The organism is Roseateles sp. GW823-FHT07B05 (assembly GCF_058794515.1).
This window is the reverse complement of record NZ_JBXAGX010000016.1, coordinates 20607-44492: the sequence shown is the minus strand read 5'-3', so window position 1 is coordinate 44492 and position 23886 is coordinate 20607. Positions and strand designations below refer to the sequence as shown.

At 71.0% G+C, this 23886-nt stretch carries 20 protein-coding genes; 7 read left to right on the top strand and 13 right to left on the bottom strand.

Translation table 11 applies throughout. From position 1 onward, the window contains the following. Window positions 1–65: 65 nt before the first annotated feature. The 7 genes from AC1Q7O_RS24015 to AC1Q7O_RS23985 form a co-directional block, all read right to left on the bottom strand. Window positions 66–1745, bottom strand: a complete 1680-nt coding sequence (locus AC1Q7O_RS24015; RefSeq protein WP_492661456.1) for an MFS transporter — start codon at window positions 1743–1745, stop codon at window positions 66–68. A 186-nt stretch (window positions 1746–1931) separates the two neighbouring features. Beyond that, window positions 1932–2591, bottom strand: a complete 660-nt coding sequence (locus AC1Q7O_RS24010; RefSeq protein WP_492661457.1) for a 2-hydroxychromene-2-carboxylate isomerase — start codon at window positions 2589–2591, stop codon at window positions 1932–1934. After that, window positions 2588–2815 carry a DUF1289 domain-containing protein gene (locus AC1Q7O_RS24005; RefSeq protein WP_492661458.1) on the bottom strand — a complete coding sequence of 76 codons (228 nt, stop codon included), beginning with the start codon at window positions 2813–2815 and terminating at the stop codon, window positions 2588–2590. Before AC1Q7O_RS24005 ends, AC1Q7O_RS24010 begins: the two co-directional genes overlap by 4 nt. Before the next feature lie 61 nt (window positions 2816–2876). Next, a complete protein-coding gene (locus tag AC1Q7O_RS24000) occupies window positions 2877–3380 on the bottom strand; it encodes a YbaK/EbsC family protein (protein ID WP_492661459.1) in 504 nt (167 codons plus the stop codon). 18 nt (window positions 3381–3398) lie between these two features. Then, on the bottom strand, window positions 3399–3803 hold the full coding sequence (locus AC1Q7O_RS23995) for a hypothetical protein (RefSeq protein ID WP_492661460.1): 405 nt from the start codon (window positions 3801–3803) through the stop codon (window positions 3399–3401). Next, on the bottom strand, window positions 3800–5050 hold the full coding sequence (locus AC1Q7O_RS23990; protein WP_492661461.1) for a cyanophycinase: 1251 nt from the start codon (window positions 5048–5050) through the stop codon (window positions 3800–3802). The genes AC1Q7O_RS23995 and AC1Q7O_RS23990 overlap by 4 nt, the downstream gene beginning before the upstream one ends. 149 nt (window positions 5051–5199) lie before the next feature. Next, window positions 5200–6654, bottom strand: a complete 1455-nt coding sequence (locus AC1Q7O_RS23985; RefSeq protein WP_492661462.1) for a cyanophycinase — start codon at window positions 6652–6654, stop codon at window positions 5200–5202. A 178-nt stretch (window positions 6655–6832) separates the two neighbouring features. Between AC1Q7O_RS23985 and AC1Q7O_RS23980 the strand changes: the two genes are divergently transcribed. From AC1Q7O_RS23980 to AC1Q7O_RS23970, 3 genes are all read left to right on the top strand, one after another. Further along, on the top strand, window positions 6833–9541 hold the full coding sequence (locus AC1Q7O_RS23980) for a TonB-dependent receptor (protein ID WP_492661463.1): 2709 nt from the start codon (window positions 6833–6835) through the stop codon (window positions 9539–9541). 126 nt (window positions 9542–9667) lie between these two features. Further along, entirely contained in the window at window positions 9668–10285 is a 618-nt protein-coding gene (locus AC1Q7O_RS23975; RefSeq protein ID WP_492661489.1) for a glutathione S-transferase family protein, read from the top strand. 3 nt (window positions 10286–10288) lie between these two features. After that, the gene (locus tag AC1Q7O_RS23970) at window positions 10289–11230 is read left to right on the top strand and encodes a flavin-nucleotide-binding protein (RefSeq protein WP_492661464.1); all 942 of its coding nucleotides are present in this window, start codon (window positions 10289–10291) and stop codon (window positions 11228–11230) included. On the opposite strand, the gene AC1Q7O_RS23965 is transcribed toward AC1Q7O_RS23970, so the two are convergent. The 4 genes from AC1Q7O_RS23965 to AC1Q7O_RS23950 are packed head-to-tail and all read right to left on the bottom strand — an operon-like array spanning window position 11205 to window position 13958. Then, window positions 11205–12107, bottom strand: coding sequence for a LysR family transcriptional regulator (locus tag AC1Q7O_RS23965; RefSeq protein WP_492661465.1), 903 nt, complete (start codon window positions 12105–12107; stop codon window positions 11205–11207). The two genes, AC1Q7O_RS23970 and AC1Q7O_RS23965, sit on opposite strands and share 26 nt — an antisense overlap. 7 nt (window positions 12108–12114) lie before the next feature. Then, the gene (locus AC1Q7O_RS23960) at window positions 12115–12534 is read right to left on the bottom strand and encodes an acyl-CoA thioesterase (protein WP_492661466.1); all 420 of its coding nucleotides are present in this window, start codon (window positions 12532–12534) and stop codon (window positions 12115–12117) included. Continuing rightward, window positions 12531–13175, bottom strand: a complete 645-nt coding sequence (locus AC1Q7O_RS23955) for a YceH family protein (RefSeq protein WP_492661467.1) — start codon at window positions 13173–13175, stop codon at window positions 12531–12533. The genes AC1Q7O_RS23960 and AC1Q7O_RS23955 overlap by 4 nt, the downstream gene beginning before the upstream one ends. Next, complete coding sequence (locus AC1Q7O_RS23950) at window positions 13176–13958, bottom strand: SDR family oxidoreductase (protein ID WP_492661468.1); 783 nt, start codon at window positions 13956–13958, stop codon at window positions 13176–13178. A gap of 129 nt (window positions 13959–14087) precedes the next feature. On the opposite strand from AC1Q7O_RS23950, the gene AC1Q7O_RS23945 reads away from it, so the two are divergent. Together AC1Q7O_RS23945 and AC1Q7O_RS23940 are read left to right on the top strand one after the other, a co-directional pair. Then, window positions 14088–15764 carry an electron transfer flavoprotein-ubiquinone oxidoreductase gene (locus AC1Q7O_RS23945; protein ID WP_492661469.1) on the top strand — a complete coding sequence of 559 codons (1677 nt, stop codon included), beginning with the start codon at window positions 14088–14090 and terminating at the stop codon, window positions 15762–15764. Window positions 15765–15864: 100 nt separating this feature from the next. Beyond that, complete coding sequence (locus tag AC1Q7O_RS23940) at window positions 15865–16677, top strand: DUF72 domain-containing protein (RefSeq protein ID WP_492661470.1); 813 nt, start codon at window positions 15865–15867, stop codon at window positions 16675–16677. A 12-nt stretch (window positions 16678–16689) separates the two neighbouring features. Here the strand turns inward: AC1Q7O_RS23940 and AC1Q7O_RS23935 are convergent, their stop codons facing one another. Together AC1Q7O_RS23935 and AC1Q7O_RS23930 are read right to left on the bottom strand one after the other, a co-directional pair. Then, on the bottom strand, window positions 16690–19584 hold the full coding sequence (locus AC1Q7O_RS23935) for a M16 family metallopeptidase (protein ID WP_492661471.1): 2895 nt from the start codon (window positions 19582–19584) through the stop codon (window positions 16690–16692). Between the two features lie 122 nt (window positions 19585–19706). Further along, entirely contained in the window at window positions 19707–20324 is a 618-nt protein-coding gene (locus AC1Q7O_RS23930; RefSeq protein ID WP_492661472.1) for an FMN-binding negative transcriptional regulator, read from the bottom strand. A gap of 177 nt (window positions 20325–20501) precedes the next feature. On the opposite strand from AC1Q7O_RS23930, the gene AC1Q7O_RS23925 reads away from it, so the two are divergent. Both AC1Q7O_RS23925 and fdhD read left to right on the top strand, forming a co-directional pair. Continuing rightward, window positions 20502–23081 (top strand): chemotaxis protein CheW, encoded by a 2580-nt coding sequence (locus tag AC1Q7O_RS23925; RefSeq protein WP_492661473.1) that lies wholly within the window; start codon window positions 20502–20504, stop codon window positions 23079–23081. Between the two features lie 41 nt (window positions 23082–23122). Next, a complete protein-coding gene (gene fdhD, locus AC1Q7O_RS23920; protein ID WP_492661474.1) occupies window positions 23123–23884 on the top strand; it encodes a formate dehydrogenase accessory sulfurtransferase FdhD in 762 nt (253 codons plus the stop codon). Window positions 23885–23886 lie beyond the last annotated feature (2 nt).

Below are 23886 nucleotides of genomic sequence, written 5' to 3'. Positions count from 1 at the left end.
GCCGTCCCCTCGGGGGACCGGCTGGACACGCCCGCGTTCAGCGCGGCGTGACCAGACGAGGGGCTTCAATCCTTCGCGTAGATGTCCACGTCCTTCGTCTCACGCACGAACAGCACGCCGATGACGAACGTGACCGCCGCGATGACGATGGGGTACCACAGGCCGTGATAGATGTTGCCGTTCTGGGCCACCATCGCGAACGTGATGGAGGGCAGCAGACCACCGAACCAGCCATTGCCGATGTGGTACGGCAGGCTCATCGACGTGTAGCGGATGCGGGTCGGGAACATTTCCACCAGCATCGCCGCGATCGGGCCGTAGACCATGGTCACGTACAGCACCAGCACGAACAGGATGGCGATGACCATCGGCACATTGGCCTTGGCGAGGTCGGCCTTGGCCGGGTAGCCGGCGGCCTTCATCGCTTCGCCCAGGTCCTTCTTGAAGGCGGCGATGGCCTTGGTGCTGGCTTCGTCGAACTTGTGCTCGGTCAGCTTGCTGGCGGTCGGGACGGCGATTTCCTTCTCACCCACCTTGACCACGGTCGGCGCGCCGGGGGCGGCCTCAAGGGTCTCGGAGCTGGCCGAAGACACGGCCAGCGCACGCTTGGCGATGTCGCACGCGCTCGTGAAGTCCACCTCACGTGCCAGCGGGCTGCCCTGGAAGGAGCAGCTGGCCATGTTGGTGGTCAGCGTGACCTTGGAGGTCTCCTGCGCACGGGCCAGGTCGGGGTTGGCCGCACTGGTCAGCGCCTTGAACAGCGGGAAGTAGGTCACCGCGGCGAGCAGCAGGCCGGCCATGATGATGGGCTTGCGGCCGATCTTGTCCGACAGCGTGCCGAAGACGACGAAGAACGGCGTGCCCAGGATCAGCGAGATGGCGATCCAGATGTTGGCGCTGGAGGCGTCGACCTTGAGCACCGACGTCAGGAAGAACAGCGCGTAGAACTGGCCCGAATACCAGACCACGCCCTGGCCGGCGACCAGGCCGAAGAGGGCCAGCAACACGATCTTCAGGTTCTTCCACTGGCCGAAGGACTCGGACAGCGGTGCCTTGGAGGTCTTGCCCTCGGCCTTCATCTTCTGGAAGGCGGGCGATTCGTTCATCGACAGACGAATCCACACCGAGATGCCCAGCAGCAGGATGGAGACGATGAAGGGAATGCGCCAGCCCCAGTCGCCGAAGTCCTTCTCGCCCAGCGCGGTGCGGGTGCCGAGGATGACCATCAGCGACAGGAACAGGCCCAGCGTCGCGGTCGTCTGGATCCACGACGTGTAAGCGCCGCGCTTGCCGTGCGGGGCGTGCTCGGCCACATAGGTGGCCGCGCCGCCGTACTCACCGCCCAGCGCCAGGCCCTGCAGCAGCCGCAGGCCGACCAGGATGACCGGCGCCGCGGCGCCGATGGTGGCGTAGGTGGGCAGCACGCCGACGATGAACGTCGACAGGCCCATGATCAGGATGGTGACCAGGAAGGTGTACTTGCGGCCGATCATGTCGCCGAGGCGGCCGAACACCAGCGCGCCGAACGGGCGCACGATGAAGCCGGCAGCAAACGCCATCAGCGACGCGATGAAGGCGGCTTGCGGATCGAGGCCGGCGAAGAACTGCTTCGCGATGATCGGGGCCAGCGAGCCGTAGAGGTAGAAGTCGTACCACTCGAACACCGTGCCCAGCGAGGAAGCGAAGATGACCTTCTTTTCCTCTTTGGTCATCGGCGCCGCGGCGGATGCTGCTGCAGTTGCCATGTTGAAAAGTCTCCGTGTAGTCGGGCCGCCCCACGGCGGGGTGGTCCTTGCGGCGTGACTATTGCCACGGCCTCTGACCGTGTTCTGACGCCAGTCTGAATCGAGGCTGACAAACCCCGCAGGAACCCGCAGCTCGCGTTTCTCAATGCGGGAATCAAGCCCCGTCCCGGGTAAGTCCCGAGATCGTCAGTGGCGCCGCGCCAGCCCCGGCCGCGGCTGCGCGGCCGACTCCCAGATGCCGCTGCGGAACCACGGGTCGCCGTCCAGCGCGGCGCGCAGCATGGGCAGCGCGTCCTGGCCCCAGAACAGCCGGCCATCCAGCTCGACCGTGGGCACGCCGAACACACCCAGCGCCAGCGCGGCCTCGGTCTCGCTGCGCAGCCGCTGCTTGACGGCCTCGCCGGCCGGGTCCTGCGCGGGCGCGAGGCGCTCGGTCAGCGCTGCCAGCCGGGTCGCGTCGTTGGCATCGGCGCCGGCGCCGCGCCAGACGTGGTGGAACAGCTGCTCCACGACCCAGCGCCCCGGCGTGTCGCCGGGCTGGCCTTCAGGCGCCGCGCAGGCCCAGGCCAGCCGCAGCAGCGGCAGCGGGTTGAACGGATGCTGCGCGGGCGGGTCCAGCACGACGCCCTGGCGGTGCGCCAGCCACGCCACCTGGCGGAAGGTCCAGCGCCGCTTGGCCTCGATCTCGGCCGGTCCCTTCTGCCCCAGCGCCTGCAGCAGCGCGGCGAACAGGATGGGCCGGTAAACCACCTCCACGCTGTGCCCCGCGAGCGCCTCGGGCAAGGCCTCGAAGGCCAGCGCCGCGTAGGGCGAGATGGGGTCGAAGTAGAAGGTCAGGCGCTTCATCGGTCTTGTTCCTCACTCGGCGGCCAGGGGCCCAACCACAGGCCGTGGCGGTGCAGCTCGACGCGTCGCGCAGGCAACTGGTCCAGGATGTGGCGTTGGCGAGCCTCGGGCGCCCCGCCCCAGCCGGCAATCTCGTTGAGGCTGCGCGCGCAGCCACGGCACCAGCCGCTGGCGGCGTCCATCTGGCAGACGTTGACGCAGGGCGAGCTGACGGCCGGCTTCATGCCTGCCCCTCGCCCGAGGGGATCGCGGCCCGGCTTGGGGCGACCCGGCGCCCGGTCCGCGTCATGCCTGCACCACGTCGATGACCGGCGCGCCGGTGATCTTCTCCAGGTCGGCCGGCGTCAGCTTGAACACGCCGTTCGGGTGCCCGGCCGCGGCCCAGATGATGTCGAAGCGGAACAGCTCGCGGTCGATGAACAGCTGGGGCGGCGCGGCGCCGTCGGCGGGCGCGAAACCGGTGGGGGACACGCCGCCGATGGAGAACCCGGTGCGGGCCTTCACGAAGTCGGCATCAGCGCGGCCCAGCGCGCCGGCGTGCGGCTTGAGCTTGCTCTCGTCGACGCGCTTGTCGCCCGAGGTGATGACCAGCACGGCAGACTCGTCGGCCTTGCGGCGGAACACGACGGACTTGGCGATCTGCCCCAGCGTGACGCCCAGCGCATCGGCGGCCTCCTGGGCGGTGCGTGCGGCGACGTCCAGCCACAGCGGCGGGTGGGGGTGCTGCCGCGCCAGCAGCGCGGCGCTGACGCGTTGGAAGCCTTCGGGGCGGGTGTCGGTCTCGGCCATGCCCCGATTGTGTCGCGCTCAGTCGCGGTCTTTGCCCTTGCCGTGGCCATGCCCCTTGCCGTGCTTGCCCTTGCCATGGTCGTCGTCATGGCCGCGGTCGCCGTCGCGGCGCTCGTAGCGCTCCTGGTACCAGTCCTCGCGCACGAAGTACACGGGCATGCCGCAGGCGTTGTAGCGCGCGCAGTGCTTGCTCCAGTTCTTCTGGTGGCCCGGCGGGATGCGCATGTAGACCGGCTCGACATGCACCGGCCGGCGCTGCACCCAGACCGGCTCGCGCAGCACGACGGGCGGCGGCGCGGTGTTGCCGATGTCGATGCGGCCGTAGAAGCCGGGTTGTCCGATCTGCACGGACACGCCCACGTCGGTGGCATGCGCCGCCCCGGCGGTCAGCAGGGCCGTGAGGGCCAAAGGGATCAGTTTCATGATGCGTCTCCTGGGGTTTTCTTCTTCTGGCTCCCTGCCAACGATTCGACCACGCGGCGAGGCTCGGCCGCCAGCGGCGTGAACAGCGGGTTGGCCATGCGCACCGGCACGACGTCCAGCCGGGCACCCAGCACGGTGTAGCCGTCGCTCCCGTTGCCGGCATCGCGCCAGCCGGCCAGCCCCGGCCCGCGGTGCAGCCGGAACTCGAAACCGATGTCAGGCAGCAGCTCGCCCGGCTGCGCGTTCGCGCGGTAGGCCAGCCCGCGCACCTCGTCCGCGGGGCCGTCCAGCAGCTGCGCCAGCGCGGCCAGCAGGCAGCCGTCGCCCAGCATGTCGAGGTAGTAGCGGTGGCTGTCCAGCCCGGGCCGAAAGCCGGCGGCGGTCGGGTCGATGCGGCGGTCGCGGCGCTTGCGTTCGGCCGGCGTGGTCTGGCCGGTAGCGAGATCGTGGCGGTCGCCGTGGTCAAGATAGGACAGCCGCGCCCCCGCCAGGTTGAAGGCGGGCAACGCGGGGTCGTGCGTCGCCTGCCCGAGGTCCACCAGCACCGCACCGCTGCCGCCGATGACCTCCAGCACCGTGCCCTGGATGACGACGGCGGCGTTCTCGTCCACACCCAGGCCCAGCCGGCAGCCCAGGCGCTGCAACGCCGGCAGCATGCGGCCGATGCGGCCGCGCTTCAGGAAATGCTGGTCGACGAGCAGGCCCGGCGCCAGGACGCCCAGGCCGCGGTCGTACTCCTGCCCCTCGCGCCACCGGCCGCGCAACACCGCCAGGTTGTCCATCGCGTCGCGGAACATGAACTGGCTCATGACGGCAGCACCGGCACTGGTGCCAGCAATGACGCCGCCGGCCGCGAACACGGCACGGATGGCGTCCAGCATCGGCGTGGCCGCGCCGCCGGGCCGCAGCGTGTCGACGATGTACTCCTGGGCGCCGCCCGAGAAGAACACCGCGCGGCAGGCGGCCACGCGGGCGATCAGCGCCGGGTCATTCAACCGCGCCTGCAGGTCCACGCCGTCCAGGTGCGGCGCGACGGGGATGACCTCGGGCCGCGCGCCACAGCGGCTCAGCGCAGCGACGATCTGCGCGGCGATGCGCTCGGGCTCGTAGGCCGCGGTCGGGAAGACGGCGATGGCCGCGCCCGGGCCGCCGGCCTCGTCGACGATGCGCTGCCAGACGGCGTCGCTGCCGGCTTTCAGTGCACCGCCGATGACGACGACGGTGCCGGGCTGGGAAGAGGTCTGCAAGATGAGCGCGGGGCGCCCGGTGCACGGGCCGGGCGGACGGGATTCACGAACCCGTCATGATCGCAGCCCCCGCGGCCTCCGGCGCGGCCGTGCAAGCTCCGCGAAACGCAACGCCTGTGACCGGATGCTGCACGCCGCCAGGATTTGCCCTATTGACCCGACGGCGCCGAGGCCGGCTGAGCCGGCTCAGGCAGCGGCGGCACCTTGGGTGCCCCGCCCCAGCCGCCATACAGCGGCATGGGCAGCCGCACCGGGCTGATGTCCAGGTAGAGGTTGGTCACGGTGAATTGCTCGCCACCGAACTCCTCGGTGCTCCAGCCCATCGAGTCCGAGCCCTTGTAGACGCGGAACAGGAAGCCCAGCTCGGCCAGCGGGTCGTTGGTGCGCGGCAGCACGTCGAAGGCCAGGCCCTTGACCTCCTTGCGCACGCTGTCGATGAGGCGGCTCATGGCGCCGGAGATGGTCGAGTCACCCAGCATGTCGAGGTGGAAGACGTCGTCCGTGTAGTAGGGCTTGAAGTTGGGCGACTCGGCGTCGTGCACTTCGCCGCGCAGCTTGGGCGCCGACGGCGTCGTCGAGCGCGCGCGCATGTGGTAACGGTCGCCATGCTCCAGGTAGGAGATGCGGGCGCCCTGCACGTTGAACGCGCCCAGCGTCGCGTCGGTGCGGGCCTCGGTCAGGTCCACCACCAGGCAGCCGCGGTCGCCGATGACCTCGATCTCGTCCCCCCGGATGATGGCCGCGGTGTTCTCGTCCACCCCCAGGCCCAGCTTGTAGCCCTTGGCCATCATCAGCGGGATCATGCGGCCGAAGCGGCCGCGCTTCAGGAAGTGCTGGTCCACGAACAGGTGCGGGCCGACGAAGCCCAGGCCGCGGTCCACCTGCTTGCCATCGGCGAAGCGGCCTTTCAGCACGTTGATGACGCTGGGCGCGTCGCGGAACATGATGGTGCTCATGATGGCCGCGCCGGCCGACGTGCCGGCGACGACGCCGCCCTTGCGGTAGACGTCCCAGATGGCCTCCAGCATGGGCGTGCTCTGCCCGTTGGGCTGCAGCACGTCGACGATGCGCTCCTGCACGCCGCCGGTGAAGAAGATGCCCTTGGCGGCCTTGACCTTGGCGATCAGCGCCGGGTCGCGCACGACCTTGCTCAGGTCCACCCACAGGAACTTGGGCGCCACCGGCAGCGCCTCAGCCACGGCGCCGCGGCGCTGCAGCAGGTCCACGACCTGCTTGGCGCTGGCTTCGGGATCTTCGCTGGCGGTGCCGAAAACGACGAAGCGTGCGCCCTTGCCGCCGGCCAGCTGCACGATGCGCTGCCAGACCTCGTCGTTGTCGGCCTTCAGCGCGCCGCCGATGGGCACCGCGTAGCCGCGGATGGGCGGCTCGGTGTCGACGACGACGGGGGCCGGCGCCGCCGCGGCGGGCGCGGGCGCCGGCTTGGGCGCCACTGCACGCGGCGCCGGCGCGGGGGCCGGCGTCGCCGGGCGGAACAGCCGGAACCCCTGCCCCGCGCTGGCCGGCGCGGCGGGAGTCGGCGGTGCCGCGTGAACGCCGGCGGTCAGTGCCATTGCGGCCAACCCGGCCCAGATCCATGCCCTCATGCCCAACATCCTCCTTGCTTGGTCGCACCCATGATGACAGACGGTTCGTGACCGTCGGCCCCTAATCCGAACGATAAACGGCGTGGCGTGCGCGAGACGAATCTCACCCCGGAGACCGGCAGCGCGCGAACCCGTGCCTAGACTCGCGCCAAACGTCACAGCCTACCGGAGCCCGCAGATGAACAAGCCTTGTCCCTCCCGCATCGCACTGGCCGCCACGCTGCTGGGCCTGTCGCTGGCCGCACAGGCCCAGGACAAGCTGGAGCGCGTGGAGGTCACGGGCACGGCCATTAAGCGCATCGAGGGCGAGACAGCGCTGCCGGTGCAGGTCATCACGCGGGCCGAGATCGACAAGGCCGGTGTGACGACGGCGGCGGAAATCGTCGCCCGCCTCAGCGCCGGCGCCAACAACCTGACGGACGGCGGCAGCATCGGCTACGGCGGCTTTCGCGACCAGATGGGCCTGAACGCCGCCAACCTGCGCGGCCTGGGCGTGTCGTCGACGCTGGTGCTGCTGAACGGCCGGCGCATGGCCAACTTCGCCTCGCCCGGCGATGCGGCCGGCGTCGACCTGAACAGCATCCCCGCCGCCGCCATCCAGCGCGTGGAGGTGCTGCTGGACGGCGCGTCGTCGCTGTACGGCTCGGACGCCATCGGCGGCGTCATCAACTTCATCACGCGCAAGGACTTCACCGGCGCCGAGATCAGCGCGCTGGTGGGCAACACCAGCGAGGGCGGCGGCAACAAGCGCTCGGCGACGCTGGCCGGCGGCTTCGGCAGCTTCGCGCGCGACGGCTTCAACGTAATGGCCGTGCTGGACGTGCAAAAGACCAGCAGCCTGAATGCCAGCAACCGCAAGTTCATCAAGGACCTCGACATCCCGGGCCGGCTGCCGGACCTGCTGTCCAGCGCGCCCTTCCCCGGCAACATCCTGCTGGACCAGAACCTGCCGGACTCCGACCAGCGTGACGCGCTCATCGCCGACGGCTACAAGGCCAACGGCAAGGACGTCATCAGCACCTACCGCATCAACCCGTCCGCCGCGACCGGCTGCAACCCGGCGAACGGCAGCCTGTACCTGCCCGACGGCATCGGCGGCGTGGACGGCTGCACCTTCGACTACATGCGCGACATCGAGCTGTATCCGAAGTCCAGGAAGAGCAGCCTGTTCACCCGCGGCGTGTTCAACCTGGGCGGCGGCCACCAGCTCTTCGCCGAGGCCTCGATGGCTCGGGCGCGCACCTTCTACACCGGCACGCCCAACCGCGTGGATGCCGAGATGGACGTCTCACTGGTGCCGGCGCTGAAGAGCAGCAGCATCGCTGCCTTCCCCGCCGGCGACGAGCGCCGCATCCTGGTCGTCCGCACGCGGCTGACCGAGGCGGGCCTGCGTACCAGCGAGCTCGTGTCGTCCACCAACCGCTATGTGCTGGGCACCAACGGCCTGCTGGCCGGCTGGGACTATGAATGGGCGCTGAACCACAGCACCAGCAAGGTCTCGGACCGCGACTCGCAGGGCTACCTCAACGAGCAAATGGTCATGGACGGCTTCGCCGCCGGCACGCTGAACGCCTTCGGGCCGTCGGCCGCCGCGGGGCAAGCACTGTATGAAAAGGCCCAGATCCGCGGCGAAGTACGCCGCGCCACCGGCACCATGGACAGCCTGGACTTCAAGATGTCCAAGGCGCTGGCAACGTTGGCAGGCGGCGAGCTGGCGCTGGCGGTGGGCGGCGAGCTGCGTCGCGAGAAGCAGAACTACCACCAGTCCGACGCACTCAAGCAGGACCTCATCCTCGGCGAGACCTCGCAAGGCCCGGACTCCGACTTCGGCAAGTCGCGCCGGGTGGCGGCGGCGTTCAGCGAGATCAGTGCGCCCATCACGAAGGAGCTTGAACTGCAGGCCGCGCTGCGCTACGAGCACTACCAGGTCAGTGGCGGCGCCGCCAGCCCCAAGCTGGGCCTGAAGTACACGCCGGCGCGCGAGCTGCTGCTGCGCGCTTCGGTCGGCAAGGGCTTCCGTGCGCCCAGCCTGTCCGACCTCTATCGGCCCGTCACCGAGGGCTCGTCAGCCACGCTGGTAGACCCGGTCTGCCTGGCAGACGACCCGAGCAACACGGTCACTGACTGCTCCGACATCTGGACCACGCTGAACTACAGCAACGCCAAGCTCAAGCCCGAGAAGTCACGCCAGTTCTCCGCCGGGGTCGTGTTCGAGCCCAAACCTGGCGTCACCGTCAACGTTGACTACTGGAACATCGAGAAGAGCAATCTGATCAGCACGCTGGGCGTGGACGTCATCCTGGGCAACCTGGACAAGTACGGTGCGCTGGTTCATCGCCGAGCCAGCGGCACCATCGACGCCATCGACCTGATCAAGGACAACCGCGGCAAACAGCGTATTTCAGGGCTGGACTTTGGCGTCGCGCTCAGCGAGCTCAAGACCGGCATCGGCCAGTTCGGCCTGCGCTTGAACGGCACGCTGACCCTGAAGTCAGAGCAGCAGACCGGCAACGGCGATCCCTTCGTCAGCAACCTGGGCGTTTTCATCAACGACGGCGTCGTGCAGCGCTGGCGGCACACGGCCAGCATCGACTACGACCTCGGCGCACTATCGTTCACGCTGTCCAACAGCTATCTGAAGGGCTACGACGACCAGCACGTCATCGGCAAGCCGGACCGCAAGGTAGCCGCCTATTCGCTGTGGAACCTGTCCGGGGCCTGGGCGGCCACGAAGTCGCTGACCGTGCGTGCCGGCGTGCAGAACCTGTTCGACAAGGCGCCGCCGTTCTCGCAGCAGGCCTATTTCTTCATCTCGGGCTATGACCCGAGCTACACGGACACGCGCGGCCGCTACGCCTACGTCAGCGCCAGGTGGACGATGCAGTGACCCCCGGTTTGTTGCTCACGACGAAAGTCTGACTTTCGGACCGCGCGGATTCACGCGGCGCGGCGGCATGGGCACAGTGAAGGCCTCGCTTCACTGCCCTGCCCCGCCATGACAACGCGCCGCCCGATCAAGCTGTATCACCACCCCATCTCCGGCCACGCCCACCGCGCGCAACTGGCGCTGAGCCTGCTGGGCCTGCCGCACGAGCTGATCCACGTCGACCTCGCCGGCCGCGCGCACAAGACGCCCGCGTTCATCGCGATGAACCCGTTCGGCCAGATCCCGGTGCTGGACGACGACGGCGTCATCGTGCCGGACAGCGGCGCCATCCTGGTCTACCTGGCCGAGCGCTACGACGCCGACGGCCAGTGGATTCCGCGCGACGCCGTGGGCCGCGCCCGCGTGCAGGCCTGGCTGTCGGCCGCTGCCGGCCCCATCGCCTACGGCGTGTCGGCGGCGCGGCTCATCCATGTCGTGTCGGCCCGCTTCAACCCGGACGAGGTCATCCCGCGCGCCCACGCGCTACTGGCCGTCGTCGAGAGCGAGTTGCAGCGCCACCCCTTCCTCATCGGCGAGCGCCCCAGCTTCGCCGACGTGGCGGCGTACAGCTACATCGCCAACGCACCGGAAGGCAACGTCGACCTGGCCGGCTACCCGGCGCTGCAGGGCTGGCTGGCCCGCATCGAGGCGCTACCCGGCTTCGTGCCCTTTGCGCAGAGCCCCGTGGGCCTGCGGGCGGCCTGAGCCATGGGCGCCTTCCACGCCGGCGAACGGGCCATGCACGAGCGGCTGGGCATTGCTCAGCGCATGGGCGAGATCGGCCCGCGCGTCATCCGCGACCACATGCCCGACCAGCACCGCCAGTTCTACGCGCAGCTGCCCTTCGTGCTCGTCGGCTCGGTGGACGACGCGCTGCGCCCCTGGGCGTCGCTGCTGGTGGGCGAGCCGGGTTTCCTCGGCACACCGAACGCGCAGCACCTTGCCAGCACGGCGCTGCCGATGCCCGGCGACCCGCTGGCCCGCCACCTCGCGCCCGGCGCGGCAGTGGGCCTGCTGGGCATCGAGCTACCCACGCGCCGGCGCAACCGCGTCAACGGGCATGTGGCGCGCGTCGACGGCGGCGGCTGGCTGCTGGACGTGGAAGAGACGACCGGCAACTGCCCGCAGTACATCCAGCAGCGCGAGCTGACCTGGCGCCGTGACCCGGCCGACCAGCAGCCGCGCGCCGTGCAGCCGCTGGCGGCGCTGGACGCCGAGGCGCAGGCGCTGATAGCTGGGGCCGACACCTTGTTCGTCGCCAGCCATGCGCATGGCCGCAGCGACGTGTCGCACCGCGGCGGCCGCGCCGGCTTCGTGCGGGTGGACGGCCCGGGCCGGCTGCTGGTGCCCGACTTCAGCGGCAACCTGTTCTTCATGACGCTGGGCAACTTCGTCAGCCACCCGCGCGCCGGCCTGCTGTTCATCGACTTCGAGCGTGGCGACCTGCTGAGCCTGACCGGCCGCGTCGAGCTGGTGTTCGACGGCCCCGACGTCGAGCGGCTGGACGGCGCCGAGCGCGCCTGGCGTTTCGAGCTGGACGAGGGGCTGTGGCTGCGCGACGCGCTGCCGCTGGGCTTCGACTTCAAGAGCTGGTCGCCGCGCAGCCTCGAAACCGGCAGCTGGACTAGCGAAGCTCCGGGTCCGCGCTGAAGCGTTCAGCGGCCAGGTCGATAAACGCGCGCAGCTTGGGCGTCGTGTGCCGGCCCTCGTGGTGCACGAGGTGGATGGGCAGCGGCGCGGGTTCGAAGCCCTGCAGCACACGCACCAGCCGGCCATCGCGCAGCAGCGGTGCGGCCTGGTAGCTGAGCAGCCGTGTCAGCCCCAGGCCGGCCTCGGCCGCGGTGATGGCCGCGCCCACCGACGTCGAGCGCAACCGCGCCGCGATGCGCTGCACCAGCGGCTTGCCACGCGGGCCGGCAAAGCGCCATTCCGGGGCCGGGCTGGCACCGGTTGACGCGATCAGCCGGTGGCTGTCCAGCTCGGCCGGCGTGGTCGGCTCGCCATGCGCCTGCAGGTAGGCCGGCGATGCAACAACGACGCGCCGCACCTGGCCCACGCGGCGCGCCTGCAGCGACGAGTCGGGCAGCTCGCCGATGCGCACCGCCACATCCAGCCCCTCCTCGACGAGGTTGACGATGCGGTCGACGAACACGCACTGCGCGTCCACCTCCGGGTGGCGCTTCAGGTAGTCCACCAGCACCGGCGTCACGTAGTACTGGCCGAACAGCACCGGCGCCGTCAGGCTCAGCGTGCCGCGTGGCTGCAGGTTCTGCGCGCCGGCCTCGGCTTCGGCGCGGGCGATGTCGGCCAGGATGCGCCGGCACTCCGCGGCGTAGCGCTCGCCGGCCTCGGTCACGCGCACGACGCGCGTGGTGCGCGTCAGCAGCCGCTGGCCGAGGTGCTGCTCCAGGTCGGCCACGGCGCGCGTGACGACGGGCGGCGACAGCGACAGCTGGCGCGCCGCGCTGGCGAAGCCGCCGTGGTCCACCACGGCGACGAAGATGCCCATGGCCTGCAGCCGGTCCACGCGCCGCTCAGCTGACGAGTTCGCGCACCCGGTCCGGCAGCGCGATGGCCTTGTCGGTCTGCGCGTCGAACCACAGCGTCGTCGCACCGCCCTCGGCGTAAATGACACCGGGCTCGTCGACGCGTTCCAGCGTGATCCAGGTCTCGAAGCTGGTGCGGCCGGGGTCGCTGACGTAGTGCTTCGCCAGCACCTCGCCCGGGCACTTGAGCTGCCGGTAGAAGTTGCAGAACGCGTTGACGATGACCGGCCCCTGCCCGCCCGGGTTGGGCGGCGCGCCGATGCTGGTCAGCCAGTCCACGCGCGCCATCTCCAGGTAGCGGAAGTACAGCGTGTTGTTGACGTGGCCCATCGCGTCCATGTCGCCCCAGCGCATCTGGATGCGCAACTCGAAGGTCAGCTTCTTGGCCGCCGGGACGGTGTATCTCATGGTGCTATGCCGAGCTCGGCGGCCATGCGGTGGACGAGCTGGCGCAGCGACGCGACCTCGGCGCGCAGCGCGGCCAGCTCCGCCTTCTGCACGGCCACCTCCTCATCGCGCGGCTGCGCGGCGGCCACGGCATGGTCCACCGACGCGACCGGCCCGCACAGCAGGTGCGCCCAGCGCGCCTCGCGGGCCCCCGGCGCCTTCGGCAGCTTGATGGCGAACGGCGGCTCGCGCTCGGCCAGCTCTTCCAGAAAGCCCTCCACCGACGACACGTCGGCAAAGCGGTGCAGCCGCTCGGTGTTCTGGCGCAGCTCGGCCGCCGTCTGCGGGCCGCGCAGCATCAGCTGCGTCAGCAACGCCATTGCCGCGCCGGGCACGCCCATGCCGCGCGCGAAGTTGTGCTCGTAGCGCAGCACGCGGCTGCCACTGACGGTGTTGACCAGCGACAGCGTCTTCAGCTCCTCCACGGTGGCCAGCACCTCGGCCTCGGACACGTCCATGACCGGGTCACGTGCCGTCTTCTGGTTGCAACCGGCGGTCAGCGCGTTGGCCGACAGCGGGTAGCTGTCCGGCACGGTGGATTCCTTCTCGACGAGAACGGCGAGGACGCGGGCTTCGAGTGGGGTCAGGTCTCGCTTCAGCATTCAGACTCCGAAGCCATCGTCAGCCTGGATGACGGCACCGTTGATGAAATGGCTCTCGTTGGCGCACAGCATCAGCAGCGCCGTGTCCAGGTCCTGGGGCTGGCCCACGCGCTTGCGCGGCAGCAGCTCGACGAGCTTCTTGCCCTGCTCGGTGCTCCAGTGGTGATGGTTGATCTCGGTGTCGATGTAGCCAGGGCAGATCGCGTTCACGTTGATGCCGTACTTGCCCCACTCCAGCGCCATCGCGCGCGTCATGTGGATGACGGCGGCCTTGCTCATCGCGTAGACGCCGATCTGGCCCAGCACGCGCAGGCCGGCCATCGACGCGACGTTGACGATGCGCCCGCCGACAAAAGCTCCCGGCGCCGCGCCGCGCGCGCGGGCCAGCATGCGCTTGCCCACCTCCTGCGCGACGAAGAACGCGCCGCGCGTGTTGGTGTCCATCACGAAGTCGTAGTCGTTCTCGGTGACGTCGGTCAGGCGCTGCGTGGTGCTGACGCCGGAGTTGTTGATGAGGATGTCCAGCGTGCCGACCTCGGTCTCGGCGTGTGCCACGGCGGCCTTGATGCTGGCGACGTCGGTGACGTCCAGCTGCACGACGTGGGCGTCGCCGCCGTTGCCTTCGATCTCGGCGCGCAGATCCTTCAGCCGTTCGATGCGGCGGCCGGCCAGCACGACGCAGGCGCCGGCCTGCGACAGCGTGCGCGCGAACTGCGCGCCCAGCCCGCTGGAAGCGCCGGTGACGAGGGCCACGCGGCCTTCGAGATTGATGGAGTAACTCATGGGACTGCCTCTTCGTGATGCGTCGCCGATCCTACCGGGCTAGAGGCGCGGCACTAGAAAAGCACGGTCGTTCTATTTTCGGTTCCACGTCCTTAGAATCGCGCCCAATTCAAAGTCCGGAGACTTGGCATGACCTCAGAAGAAATCCTCGCCCAGTTCGGCCCGCGCGAGTCCATGGAGTACGACGTGGTCGTCGTCGGCGGCGGCCCGGGCGGCCTGGCCACGGCCATCCGCCTCAAGCAGATCAAGCCCGACGCCAACATCGTCGTGCTGGAGAAGGGCTCGGAGCCCGGCGCGCACATCCTGTCCGGCGCCGTCATGGACCCGCGCGCCATCACCGAGCTGTTCCCGAACTGGAAGGAGCTGGGCGCGCCGCTGAACCAGGCCGTCACCGGTGACGACGTGCTGCTGCTCAGCGAGACCGGCAGCACGCGCACGCCCGACGCGCTGGTGCCACGCAACTTCCACAACGACGGCTGCTACGTCATCAGCCTGAGCGACGTCGTTAAGTGGCTCGCCACGCAGGCCGAGGCGCTGGGCGTCGAGATCTTCCCGGGCTTCGCCGCGGCCGAGGTGCTGTACGACGAGCAGGGCCGCGTGAAGGGTGTGGCCACGGGCAACATGGGCCTGGGCAAGGACGGCGAGCCCACCGACCACTTCCAGCTGGGCATGGAACTGCTGGGCAAGTACACGGTCTTCGCCGAGGGTGCGCGCGGCCACCTGGGCAAGCAGTTGCTGGCCAAGTACCAGCTGACCGAAGGCAAGGACACGCAGACCTTTGCCATCGGCATCAAGGAGCTGTGGGAGATCCCGGCCGACAAGGCGCAGCCGGGCAAGGTCGTGCACACGGCCGGCTGGCCGATGGAGGGCGACACCTTCGGCGGCGGCTTCCTGTACCACCTGGACGGCAACAAGGTCACGCTGGGCTTCGTCATCGGGCTGGACTACGACAACCCCTACCTGAGCCCGTTCGAGGAGATGCAGCGCTGGAAGACCCACCCGGCCATCCGCGCGCACATCGAAGGCGGCAAGCGCATCGGCTACGGCGCGCGCGCCATCAACAACGGCACGCCGCAGGCGCTGCCCAAGACGGTGTTCCCCGGCGGCTGCCTGATCGGCTGCGACGCCGGCTACCTGAACGCCGCCCGCATCAAGGGCAGCCACGCAGCCATCAAGAGCGGCATGCTGGCCGCCGAGGCCCTGGCCCCGGCACTGGACGCCGGACGCGCGCAGGACGAGCTGACGGCCTACCCCGCGGCCTTCGAGAAGAGCTGGCTGAACGACGAGTTGCAGCAGAGCCGCAACTTCAAGCTCTGGTTCAAGAAGGGCCAGACCGTCGGCAAGCTGATGACCGGCATCGAGCAGTGGCTGCTGCCCAAGCTGGGCGTCGCCACCCCGCCGTGGACGCTGCACAACCACAAGGCCGACCACCAGGCGCTGCGCCCGGCAGCCCAGTGCCAGCCCATCGCCTACCCCAAGCCGGACGGCAAGCTGACCTTCGACCGCCTGTCGTCGGTGTTCATCTCCAACACCAACCACGAGGAAAACCAGCCCGCCCACCTGACGCTGAAGAGCGACGCGGTGCCGGTGCAGGTCAACCTCGCCACCTACGCCGGCCCCGAGAGCCGCTACTGCCCGGCCGGCGTCTACGAGTTCGTGCCGAACGAGGCGGGCGCGGGCCAGCGCCTGCAGATCAACGCGCAGAACTGCGTGCACTGCAAGACCTGCGACATCAAGGACCCGACGCAGAACATCGTCTGGGTCACGCCCGAAGGCGGCGGCGGCCCCAACTACGCGGGCATGTAAGCCCCCAACTCGAAGCCGGCAACACGCCGGCTTTTTTGTTGCCGGCAGCGCGGCGCGCCGATAGACTGGTTTTCCATACAGGCATCGGCGCGGAGGCAGCGTGAGCGAAGGAAAGATCAGGGTCGGCATCGGCGGCTGGAACTTCGAGCCCTGGCGCGACAACTTCTATCCCAAGGGCTGGCCACAGGCCCGCGAGCTGGAATACGCCAGCCGCCGGCTCACGGCCATCGAGATCAACAGCACCTACTACGGCGCGCAGAAGCCGGCCACCTTCGCCAAGTGGCGCCAGGAATCGCCCGACGGCTTCCAGTTCTCGCTGAAGGCCATCCGCTTCGCGACGCAGCGCCGCGTGCTGGCCGATGGCGCCGACTCCATCAAGCGCTTCATCGACTCGGGCATCGCCGAGCTGGGCGACAAGCTGGGCCCCATCGTCTGGCAACTGGCGCCGACGCACCGGTTCGACGCGGCCGACCTGACGGCCTTCCTGGAACTGCTGCCGGCCAGCGTCGACGGCCTGCCGCTGCGCCACGCGCTGGACGTGCGGCACGCCAGCTTCCAGTGCCCCGAGTACCTGGCGCTGGCACGGCAATACCGGGCGGCGACGGTGTTCACCGAGTCCGACGACTACCCCGCCATCGCCGAGCCCACGGGCGACTTCGTCTACGCCCGCATCATGCGCACGCAGGCCGACGAGCCGCTGGGCTGCCGGCCCGAGGTCTTCCCGGCGCTGGCCCGCGCCGCGCACACCTGGGCGCAGGGCGGCGAACCCGACGGCGTGCCGCGCATCGAACCGCCCGCGCCGGCCGCCGCGCCGCGCGACGTGTTCGTCTTCTTCATCAGCGGCGCCAAGGAGCGCGCGCCGCATGCCGCAATGGCGCTGCGGCGGGCGCTGGGCGAGACGGTCCCGGCCTGAGCCCGCCAAGCTCTACTTCGCCGTGGCCACCGGCTCCGCCGCGCGCGCGACCACCTCGATGGGCGCACGCGCCGCGATGTGGTCGCGGAAATAGGCCTGCACGCCCTCCGCGGTCACCGCCTGCAAGCCGGCGACTTCGGCCTGCATGGCGGCTCTCATGCGCGGGTCCGCCTGGATGCGCGGCAGCCACACCAACCAATAGGCGGCGCTCTCGGGCCCCTTCAACGCACTCTCCACGCGCGGCTGCCTGGCACGAGCCAGCTCGTCGGCGCTGACCGGCTGGTCGGCCAGTTCGCGCAGCTGCGTGCGCAGCAACTCACGGACGACCTCGAACTTCTCGGGCGGCGTTTCGATGGTCACGAACAGGCGCCCCGAGCCCGGCACGTCCATCGCGCCGCCCGCCCCTGCCTGCGGCGAATAGGTGATGCCCAGCGTCGCCCGCACCGTGTCCGTCAGGCGGGCCCGCAGCACCGCGCCGGCCACCCGGCCGGTGAAGGACAGCGCCGGGTCCGTCCAGTGGTCGGGCATGGACCAGTACCAGCCCAGCACCGCCTGGTCCGCCCGACCGCGGTGGTAGACCACATGGGGAGCACCGCCGCCTGCCACGGGCTCGAGCTTCAGCTCGGCGCGCGGCTGGCGAGGCCGCTCGGCGCCGGCGCCGAAGGTGGCCTGCACCGCCGCGATGGCGGCTTCTTCGGTCACGTCGCCGACGATGAAGATGTCCGGAGCGCTGGCCAGCGCCGGCTTCAGGATGACCGGGAGCTCGTCGGCCCGCGTGGCTCTCACGTCGGCCGCGCTGATCGGCAGGCCCAGTCGAGCATCGCCGCGGTTCATGACACGCGCGACCTCCCGATCGTGGACGGCGACCGGCCGCGACTCCAGCGAACCCACCTGGCTGCCGCCCAGCGCGGCCAGCTTCTCGCCGAACTCGGGGCGGAAGCCGGGATCGCGTGCATGGGCCGCCAGCAGTTGCAGCTGGGCCAGCAGGTCGGCGGGGCGGGTCGTGCCCGACAGCGTGAACGCCTGCATGCCCACGCCGAAGCCGAGCCCGATGCGCTTGCCGCTGCGCTGCCGCCACTGCTGGATTTCCGCCGCCGAGCGCTGGCCGGTGCCGCCCGTGATGACGGCAGAGCCCAGCGCCCAGATGGCATGCCAATGCCGGGGGGCGATGCCGGCCCGCCCATTGCCCAGCTGGACGCGCACGCTCACGCTGTCCTTCTGCAGCGCTGTGCTCTTGATGACGAGGCGCGTGCCGTTGGCGAACTGGACATTCGTCGTGCCCAGCTCGGCGTCCTGCGTGCGGGCGACGATGGCGCTGGGCAGGCCGAAGTCGGTGTAGGGCCAGTCCGCCGGCGCAACGGCCACCGGCTCGGCCACCGGCCGCGCCATCGCGTCGGCCAGCTTCTGCGCCAGCGCCTCGACACCGACGGCACCGGACTGCGTGCTGCGGAACAGCAGCGGCTGCGGGCTTCCGAAGCAGTCGCGCAGCGCGGCGGTCAGCTCTTCGGGCCGCAGGCTGGCCAGCAGCGGCTCGGTTTCGGTCAACGCCTGTTGCGCGCTCAGGTAGGGAGCGTGGGGGTGGACCGCGTTGACCAACCGGTCCGCAATCGCCGCATGCGGCCGCGTGGACTCCTGGGCCAGGCGCGCCTGCATCTGGCTGCGCACGCCCGGCAACAAGCGCTGCATGTCGGCCTCGGTCAGGCCATGCACCAGCAACTGCCGCAACTCGGCCACCGTGGCGTCGAGCGCGTCGGCCCATCGCCCCGGTTGGGCCTGCATCGTCAGCTGCGCCAGCCCGGCCACGCCGTACACCGAGGCCTGCACGCTGGCCGTGGCGCCGAGCATGGGGCTGCCCGGCTGCTGCGCACGGTCCCTCAGCCGCTGGTTGAGTGCGCCGACGGCCAAGCCCTGCACCAGGAACTCACGAGAGACCGCCGGCGTGTGCGGGCGGACATCCACCGGCCGCAGCCAGGTGAGCGCGAGCGCGCTCGGGGCGTCCGGGGTCACGAGCTCGACGATGGGCCGCGTCGGCCTGGCCACGCCCAGCTCGGCCGTGTCGGGCGATGCGTTGTTGCGCCAGTCGCCAAAGCGCTCGCGGATCTGGCGCTCCACGGCGTCCACGTCGATGTTGCCCACGACGATCACCGTGGCGTTGTCCGGCCGGTAGTTGGCCGTGTAGTAGCGGCGCAGGCGCTCGGCCGTGGCGGCACGGACGGTTTCGGTGCGGCCGATCGGCAGGCGCTGGACCACCCGCGTGCCCTCCAGCTGCTGCTGCAACTGCGCCACGCCGGCTCGCCGCGACGGCAGGTCGCGTACGCGCTCCTCGGACAGGATGACGCCCTTCTCCTGCTCGATGAGCTGCGGGTCCAGCGTCAGCCGCTCGCCGATTTCGCGGAACAGCATCAGCCCCGTGTCCAGCGCGGCAGCGTCGGCCTTGGGGAAGTTGAAGTGATAGATCGTCTGGTCCAGCCCGGTCGTGGCGTTGGTGTCGGCCCCGAAGCGCAGGCCCTGGCGCTCCAGCATGCGGACGACTTCCCCGTCCGCCACCTTGGCACTGCCCCGGAAGGCCATGTGCTCCAGGAAGTGGGACAGCCCCCGCTCCTCGTCACGCTCCTGCAGCGAGCCCGAGCCGATGCGCAGGCGCATGGCCACGCCGTCCCTGGGCGTGTCGTTGTGCTGCAGGGCGTAGCGCAGCCCGTTGGGCAGGCGGCCAAAGCGCACGGCCGGGTCGGGCGTGCGCCCGGACATCTCGAAACCCCACTGCGGCCCCGTCGCAGCCAGCGCGCGGACAGCGGGCTCGGTGACGGCCCCGTCGGCCAGCGCCTGCGGCGCCAGCAGGGGCAGCGCCAGGGCAAGCACCACGGCCACCAGGCGGGGCGGGGTCTTCGCGCGGCTTGTCTCGTTCATGAGGCGTTCTCGTCGGGCCTGAAACCGGCCGGACGGTAGCGCCGCAGCGCTGCAACACCGGATCAAGCGCTTGCGCGTTTGGCCGGGGATATTCACCCCCCAGCCCGCACTGCCGCGGCGGGTCAGCCCGCCAGCCGCGCCATCCAGGCCGCCACCAGGCGGTCGTCGGCCGACTCCGACGCCGCCAGCGCCTCGCGGATGCGCTGCCGCTCGACGGCCGCGCGGTTCTGGCTCAGCTTGAGCTTGAGCTCCCAGCGCGTCACGCGGATGCGAAAGCCGACGATGGCGCCCAGCAGCTTGTGCTGGTAGTCCTCGGGCAGGCCGCGCCACTGCTCGGCGTACCCGGGCTCGAACTGCCCGATCAGCCGCTTCAGCAGCGCGTCCTTGTCGGCGGCGCCGTCGATCAGCTCGATGTCGCCGTAAGCATGCAGGGCCGCGTAGTTCCACGTCGGCACGTTCTGCAGCGACTCGTAGTGGCTGGGGCTGACGTAGGCACTGGGGCCGCTGAACACGGCCAGCAGCGATTTCTGATGCGACAGCCAGCCCCAGTGCGGGTTGGCGCGGGCCATGTGGCCCTCCAGCACCAGGCCGCCGTCGGTGGATGCCACCACCAGCGGCAGATGGCTGCCGAAGCTCGCGCCGGCCGCGTCCGGCCCCACCAGCAACGCCAGCGGGTGCTCGGTGGCGAGGCGCAGCGCATGGTCGAGATCGGACGAGGCAAAGTGCTTGGGCAGGTACACGGCGGGTCGGGAGCGTGAATGGCGACGAAGCCGCATCATCGCGCACCAAAGAGTGACGTTCGCGGCAGATCTCAATTGCGTGACGAGTTCACGCACGGTGTCGTCAGTCCGGCAGGCCTGCGGCACGGTTGCTGCATGCTGCCGCCCCAGTCCAACCCACAGACAAAGAGCGGCGCGATGAACAAGGTCTGGCACAAAGGCCTCCCTTTCAGCCCCGAGGTCGTGCCCTATCTGCGCCGCATGGTGCTGGTGGATGAGCACCGCGAGGCTTTGCTGCGCCTGCAGGGCGTGTGGGACAGCCTGGCGCTGCTGGGCCAGATGAGCGGCACGGCCACCGACATCGCGCAGACGCGCACCGCCTTCCAGGAGCTCACGGCCACGCTGCTGGACAGCCTGGCCCGGCGCCTGCGCCACCACGCACTGCAGCGCATGGACGGCAAGGCCCGCGTGGCCATCGACATCCTCGTGCGCAACCTGTTCGAGCGCACGGCCGACGTGGGCTTCCTCGCCGTGGACGGCCCGCTGTGCGCCCATGCCGCGCTGGACCCGGCCGACCCGGCACGCGACGCCAGCCGCGCCGCGCTGCAGGCCCGCTTCGCCGCCTACACGGCCAAGTACTCGGTCTACGACGACGTCCTCCTGCTGTCGCCGCAGGGCGAGGTGCTGGCGCGCCGCAACGGCGGCGGTGACGTGCAGCACTGCGACGAGCCCTGGGTCGCCGCCGCGTTGGCGTCCGACGCGCCCTACGTTGAACGCCACGGCCCCAGCGCGCTGCTGGGCGGCCGTGCGGGGCTGATGTACGCCCGCGCGCTGCGCGGGCCGGACGGTGCCGGCGCCGTGACGGGGCTGCTGTGCCTGTCGTTCCGGCTGGAGGACGAGATGGCGGCGGTGTTCCGCCAGCTGCTGTCCGGCGCCGACGAGCGCTCGGTCATCTGCCTGCTCGATGCCGACCGGCGCGTGCTGCAGAGCTCCGACGCCTGGCAGGTGCCGCCCGGCGCGCAGCTGGCGCCGAGCGGCGAGCGCTTGGTGTTCGCCGGCCGCGACTACCTGTGCGCCTGCGCCACCGCCAGCGGCTACGAGGGCTACGGGGGCCCGCCGGGCTGGCAGGCCTGCGTGCTGACGCCGCTGGAGTGGGCCTTCGAGGCCGCCGAGGGCCACGCCGCCGGCGACGAACTGCGCCGGCTGGGCGCCACGCTGGACACGCGCCAGCTGTTCGACGCCGAGCTGCAGGGCATCCCGCTGGAGGCGCGGCGCATCCAGCGCAACCTGGCGCGCACGCTGTGGAACGGCAAGCTGCGCAGCCACGCGGGCGACGTCGGCCAGGGCGGCGCCGGCTTCGCGACGACGCTGCTCAACGAGGTGCAGCGCACCGGCGGCCAGCTGCGCGAGGTGTTCGAGCAGGCCATCGCCCAGCTGCAGACGCACGCGCTGGCGGCCGTGTTCGACGCCGCGCTGTTCCAGGCCCGCCTGGCCATCGACATCATGGACCGCAACCTCTACGAGCGCGCCAACGACTGCCGCTGGTGGGCGCTGGACGTGCGCCTGCAGCGCGCGCTGGCCGCGCAGCGGGGCGGCCCCGGCACGCCGCAGGCCCGGGCCGCCGCCGCCGAGGCGCGGCAGGTGCTGCAGCACATCCACGGCCTGTACACGGTCTATGCGCTGCTGCTGGTGTTCGACACGCAGGGCCGCGTCGTCGCCGTGTCCGATCCTGCCCAGGAGGCGCAGGTCGGCCAGCGCCTGAGCGGCCCGTGGGTGAACGCGGCGCTGGCGCTGCGCGACCCCGAGCGCTGCGTCGTCTCGCCCCACGAGGCCACGGCGCTGTACGGCGACGGCCGCCCCACCTACGTCTACGCCACCTCGCTGCAGCACGAGGGCCAGGTCGTCGGCGGCATCGCCATCGTGTTCGACGGCGCGCCGCAGTTCGCCGCCATGCTGCGCGACGCGCTGCCCGCCGCGTCGGGCGACGCAGCGACCGGCCTGTTCGTCGCGCGCGACGGCCGCATCGTCAGCAGCACCGACGCGCGCTGGCCCGCCGGCGCGGCGGCCCCCTTGCCGCCCGCCACGCTGGCCGCGCTGGCGGGCCTCGCCGCCGGCGGCGTGCTGCGCACCGAGCTGGAGATCGACGGCCTGGTCTACGCCGCCGGCATCGCGATGTCCCAGGGCTACCGCGAGTACCGCCGGGGCCAGGCCGCGTCGCCCGAGGACGTGGCCGCCGTACTGCTGCTGCCGCTGGGGCCGCGCCTGCCGGCTCAGACCAGCGCGGCCGAGGCCGGCTTTGCGCCGCCGCCGGCGCGCCAGCCCACGGCCGAGAGCCTGGACATCGCCGCCTTCAGCGTGGCGGGCCAGTGGCTGGGCCTGCCGGCCGGCCAGCTGGTCGAGGCCGTCGAGACGCCGCGGCTGACGGCCCTGCCCAACGCGCCGCGCGCGCTGGTGGGCATGCTGCAGCACGAGGGCCGCATGCTGCCGGTGCTGGACCTCAGCCTGGCGCTCTACGGCCGCGCGCCTGCGGCGCCGGACGGCCCCGTCATCATCTGCCGCAACGAGCGCGGCCAGGGGATGGCCGTGCGCGTGGACGCGCTGGGACCGGTGTTCACCATCCCGGCGGCGCTGGCCCTGCCGAGCCCCGGCACGCGGGCGCGGCTGGTGCGCGGCGCCGAGGCGTCCAGCCACGGCATGCTGACGCTGCTGCCGGCCGAGGACCTGTGGGCCCACGTCGGCATCGCGCCCGCCGCCACCGCGGCGCTGCCCGCGCCCTGAGAGGGTCGGAGGCGGCCCGCCGGCCTCCTATCATGGCGGCCATGTCCACCAGCGCCCTGTACCGGCTGCGGCCCGTCGGCGCCGCGGCAGACGAAGAAGTGGCCGTCGAGACGCCCGTGGCGCTGACGGTCAACGGCATCTCCCAGGCCGTCATGCTGGCCACGCCGGCCGACCTGGACGACTTCGCGCTGGGCTTCGGCATCGCCGAGGGCTGGTTCACGTCGCCGCGCGAGCTGCTGGACGTGGAGCCCACGACGCAGCCGGACGGCATCGAGCTGGCGCTGACCGTGACGGCCGGCTGCGAACAGCGCCTGAAGCAGCGCCGCCGCACGCTGGCGGGCCGCACCGGCTGCGGCCTGTGCGGCGTGGAGAGCCTGGCCCAGCTGGGCGCCGTGCGGCCCGCCGCCGTCACGGCGCCAGAACTGGCCGATGGCGCACTGGCCCGCGCGTTGGCCGCGCTGCCGGCCGCCCAGCCGCTGAACGCCCGTTGCGGCGGCCTGCACGGCGCGGCCTGGTGCCGGCCGGACGGCGAGCTGCTGCTGGCCCGCGAGGACATCGGCCGCCACAACGCGCTGGACAAGCTGACCGGCGCCCTCGCCCGCCGCGGCGTGGACACGGGCGACGGCTTCGTGCTGATGTCCAGCCGCGCCAGCCACGAGCTGGTGCACAAGGCGGCCATGGCCGGCGTGGGCCTGCTGGCCTGCATGTCGGCGCCCAGCAGCCTGGCCATCGCGACCGCGCGCGGCGTGGGCCTGCAGCTGTGGGCCTTCGTGCGCGAGGGCCGCGCGACGCGCTACGCCTGAGT

Coding starts and splice junctions, on each gene's coding strand:
- AC1Q7O_RS23935 (WP_492661471.1), bottom strand. CDS start 19,584: ATGAACGAGACAAGCCGCGCGAAGACCCCGCCCCGCCTGGTGGCCGTG.
- AC1Q7O_RS23985 (WP_492661462.1), bottom strand. CDS start 6,654: ATGAGGGCATGGATCTGGGCCGGGTTGGCCGCAATGGCACTGACCGCC.
- AC1Q7O_RS23970 (WP_492661464.1), top strand. CDS start 10,289: ATGGGCGCCTTCCACGCCGGCGAACGGGCCATGCACGAGCGGCTGGGC.
- fdhD (WP_492661474.1), top strand. CDS start 23,123: ATGTCCACCAGCGCCCTGTACCGGCTGCGGCCCGTCGGCGCCGCGGCA.
- AC1Q7O_RS23955 (WP_492661467.1), bottom strand. CDS start 13,175: ATGCTGAAGCGAGACCTGACCCCACTCGAAGCCCGCGTCCTCGCCGTT.
- AC1Q7O_RS24010 (WP_492661457.1), bottom strand. CDS start 2,591: ATGAAGCGCCTGACCTTCTACTTCGACCCCATCTCGCCCTACGCGGCG.
- AC1Q7O_RS24005 (WP_492661458.1), bottom strand. CDS start 2,815: ATGAAGCCGGCCGTCAGCTCGCCCTGCGTCAACGTCTGCCAGATGGAC.
- AC1Q7O_RS23950 (WP_492661468.1), bottom strand. CDS start 13,958: ATGAGTTACTCCATCAATCTCGAAGGCCGCGTGGCCCTCGTCACCGGC.
- AC1Q7O_RS23925 (WP_492661473.1), top strand. CDS start 20,502: ATGAACAAGGTCTGGCACAAAGGCCTCCCTTTCAGCCCCGAGGTCGTG.
- AC1Q7O_RS23980 (WP_492661463.1), top strand. CDS start 6,833: ATGAACAAGCCTTGTCCCTCCCGCATCGCACTGGCCGCCACGCTGCTG.
- AC1Q7O_RS23995 (WP_492661460.1), bottom strand. CDS start 3,803: ATGAAACTGATCCCTTTGGCCCTCACGGCCCTGCTGACCGCCGGGGCG.
- AC1Q7O_RS23960 (WP_492661466.1), bottom strand. CDS start 12,534: ATGAGATACACCGTCCCGGCGGCCAAGAAGCTGACCTTCGAGTTGCGC.
- AC1Q7O_RS23945 (WP_492661469.1), top strand. CDS start 14,088: ATGACCTCAGAAGAAATCCTCGCCCAGTTCGGCCCGCGCGAGTCCATG.
- AC1Q7O_RS24000 (WP_492661459.1), bottom strand. CDS start 3,380: ATGGCCGAGACCGACACCCGCCCCGAAGGCTTCCAACGCGTCAGCGCC.
- AC1Q7O_RS24015 (WP_492661456.1), bottom strand. CDS start 1,745: ATGGCAACTGCAGCAGCATCCGCCGCGGCGCCGATGACCAAAGAGGAA.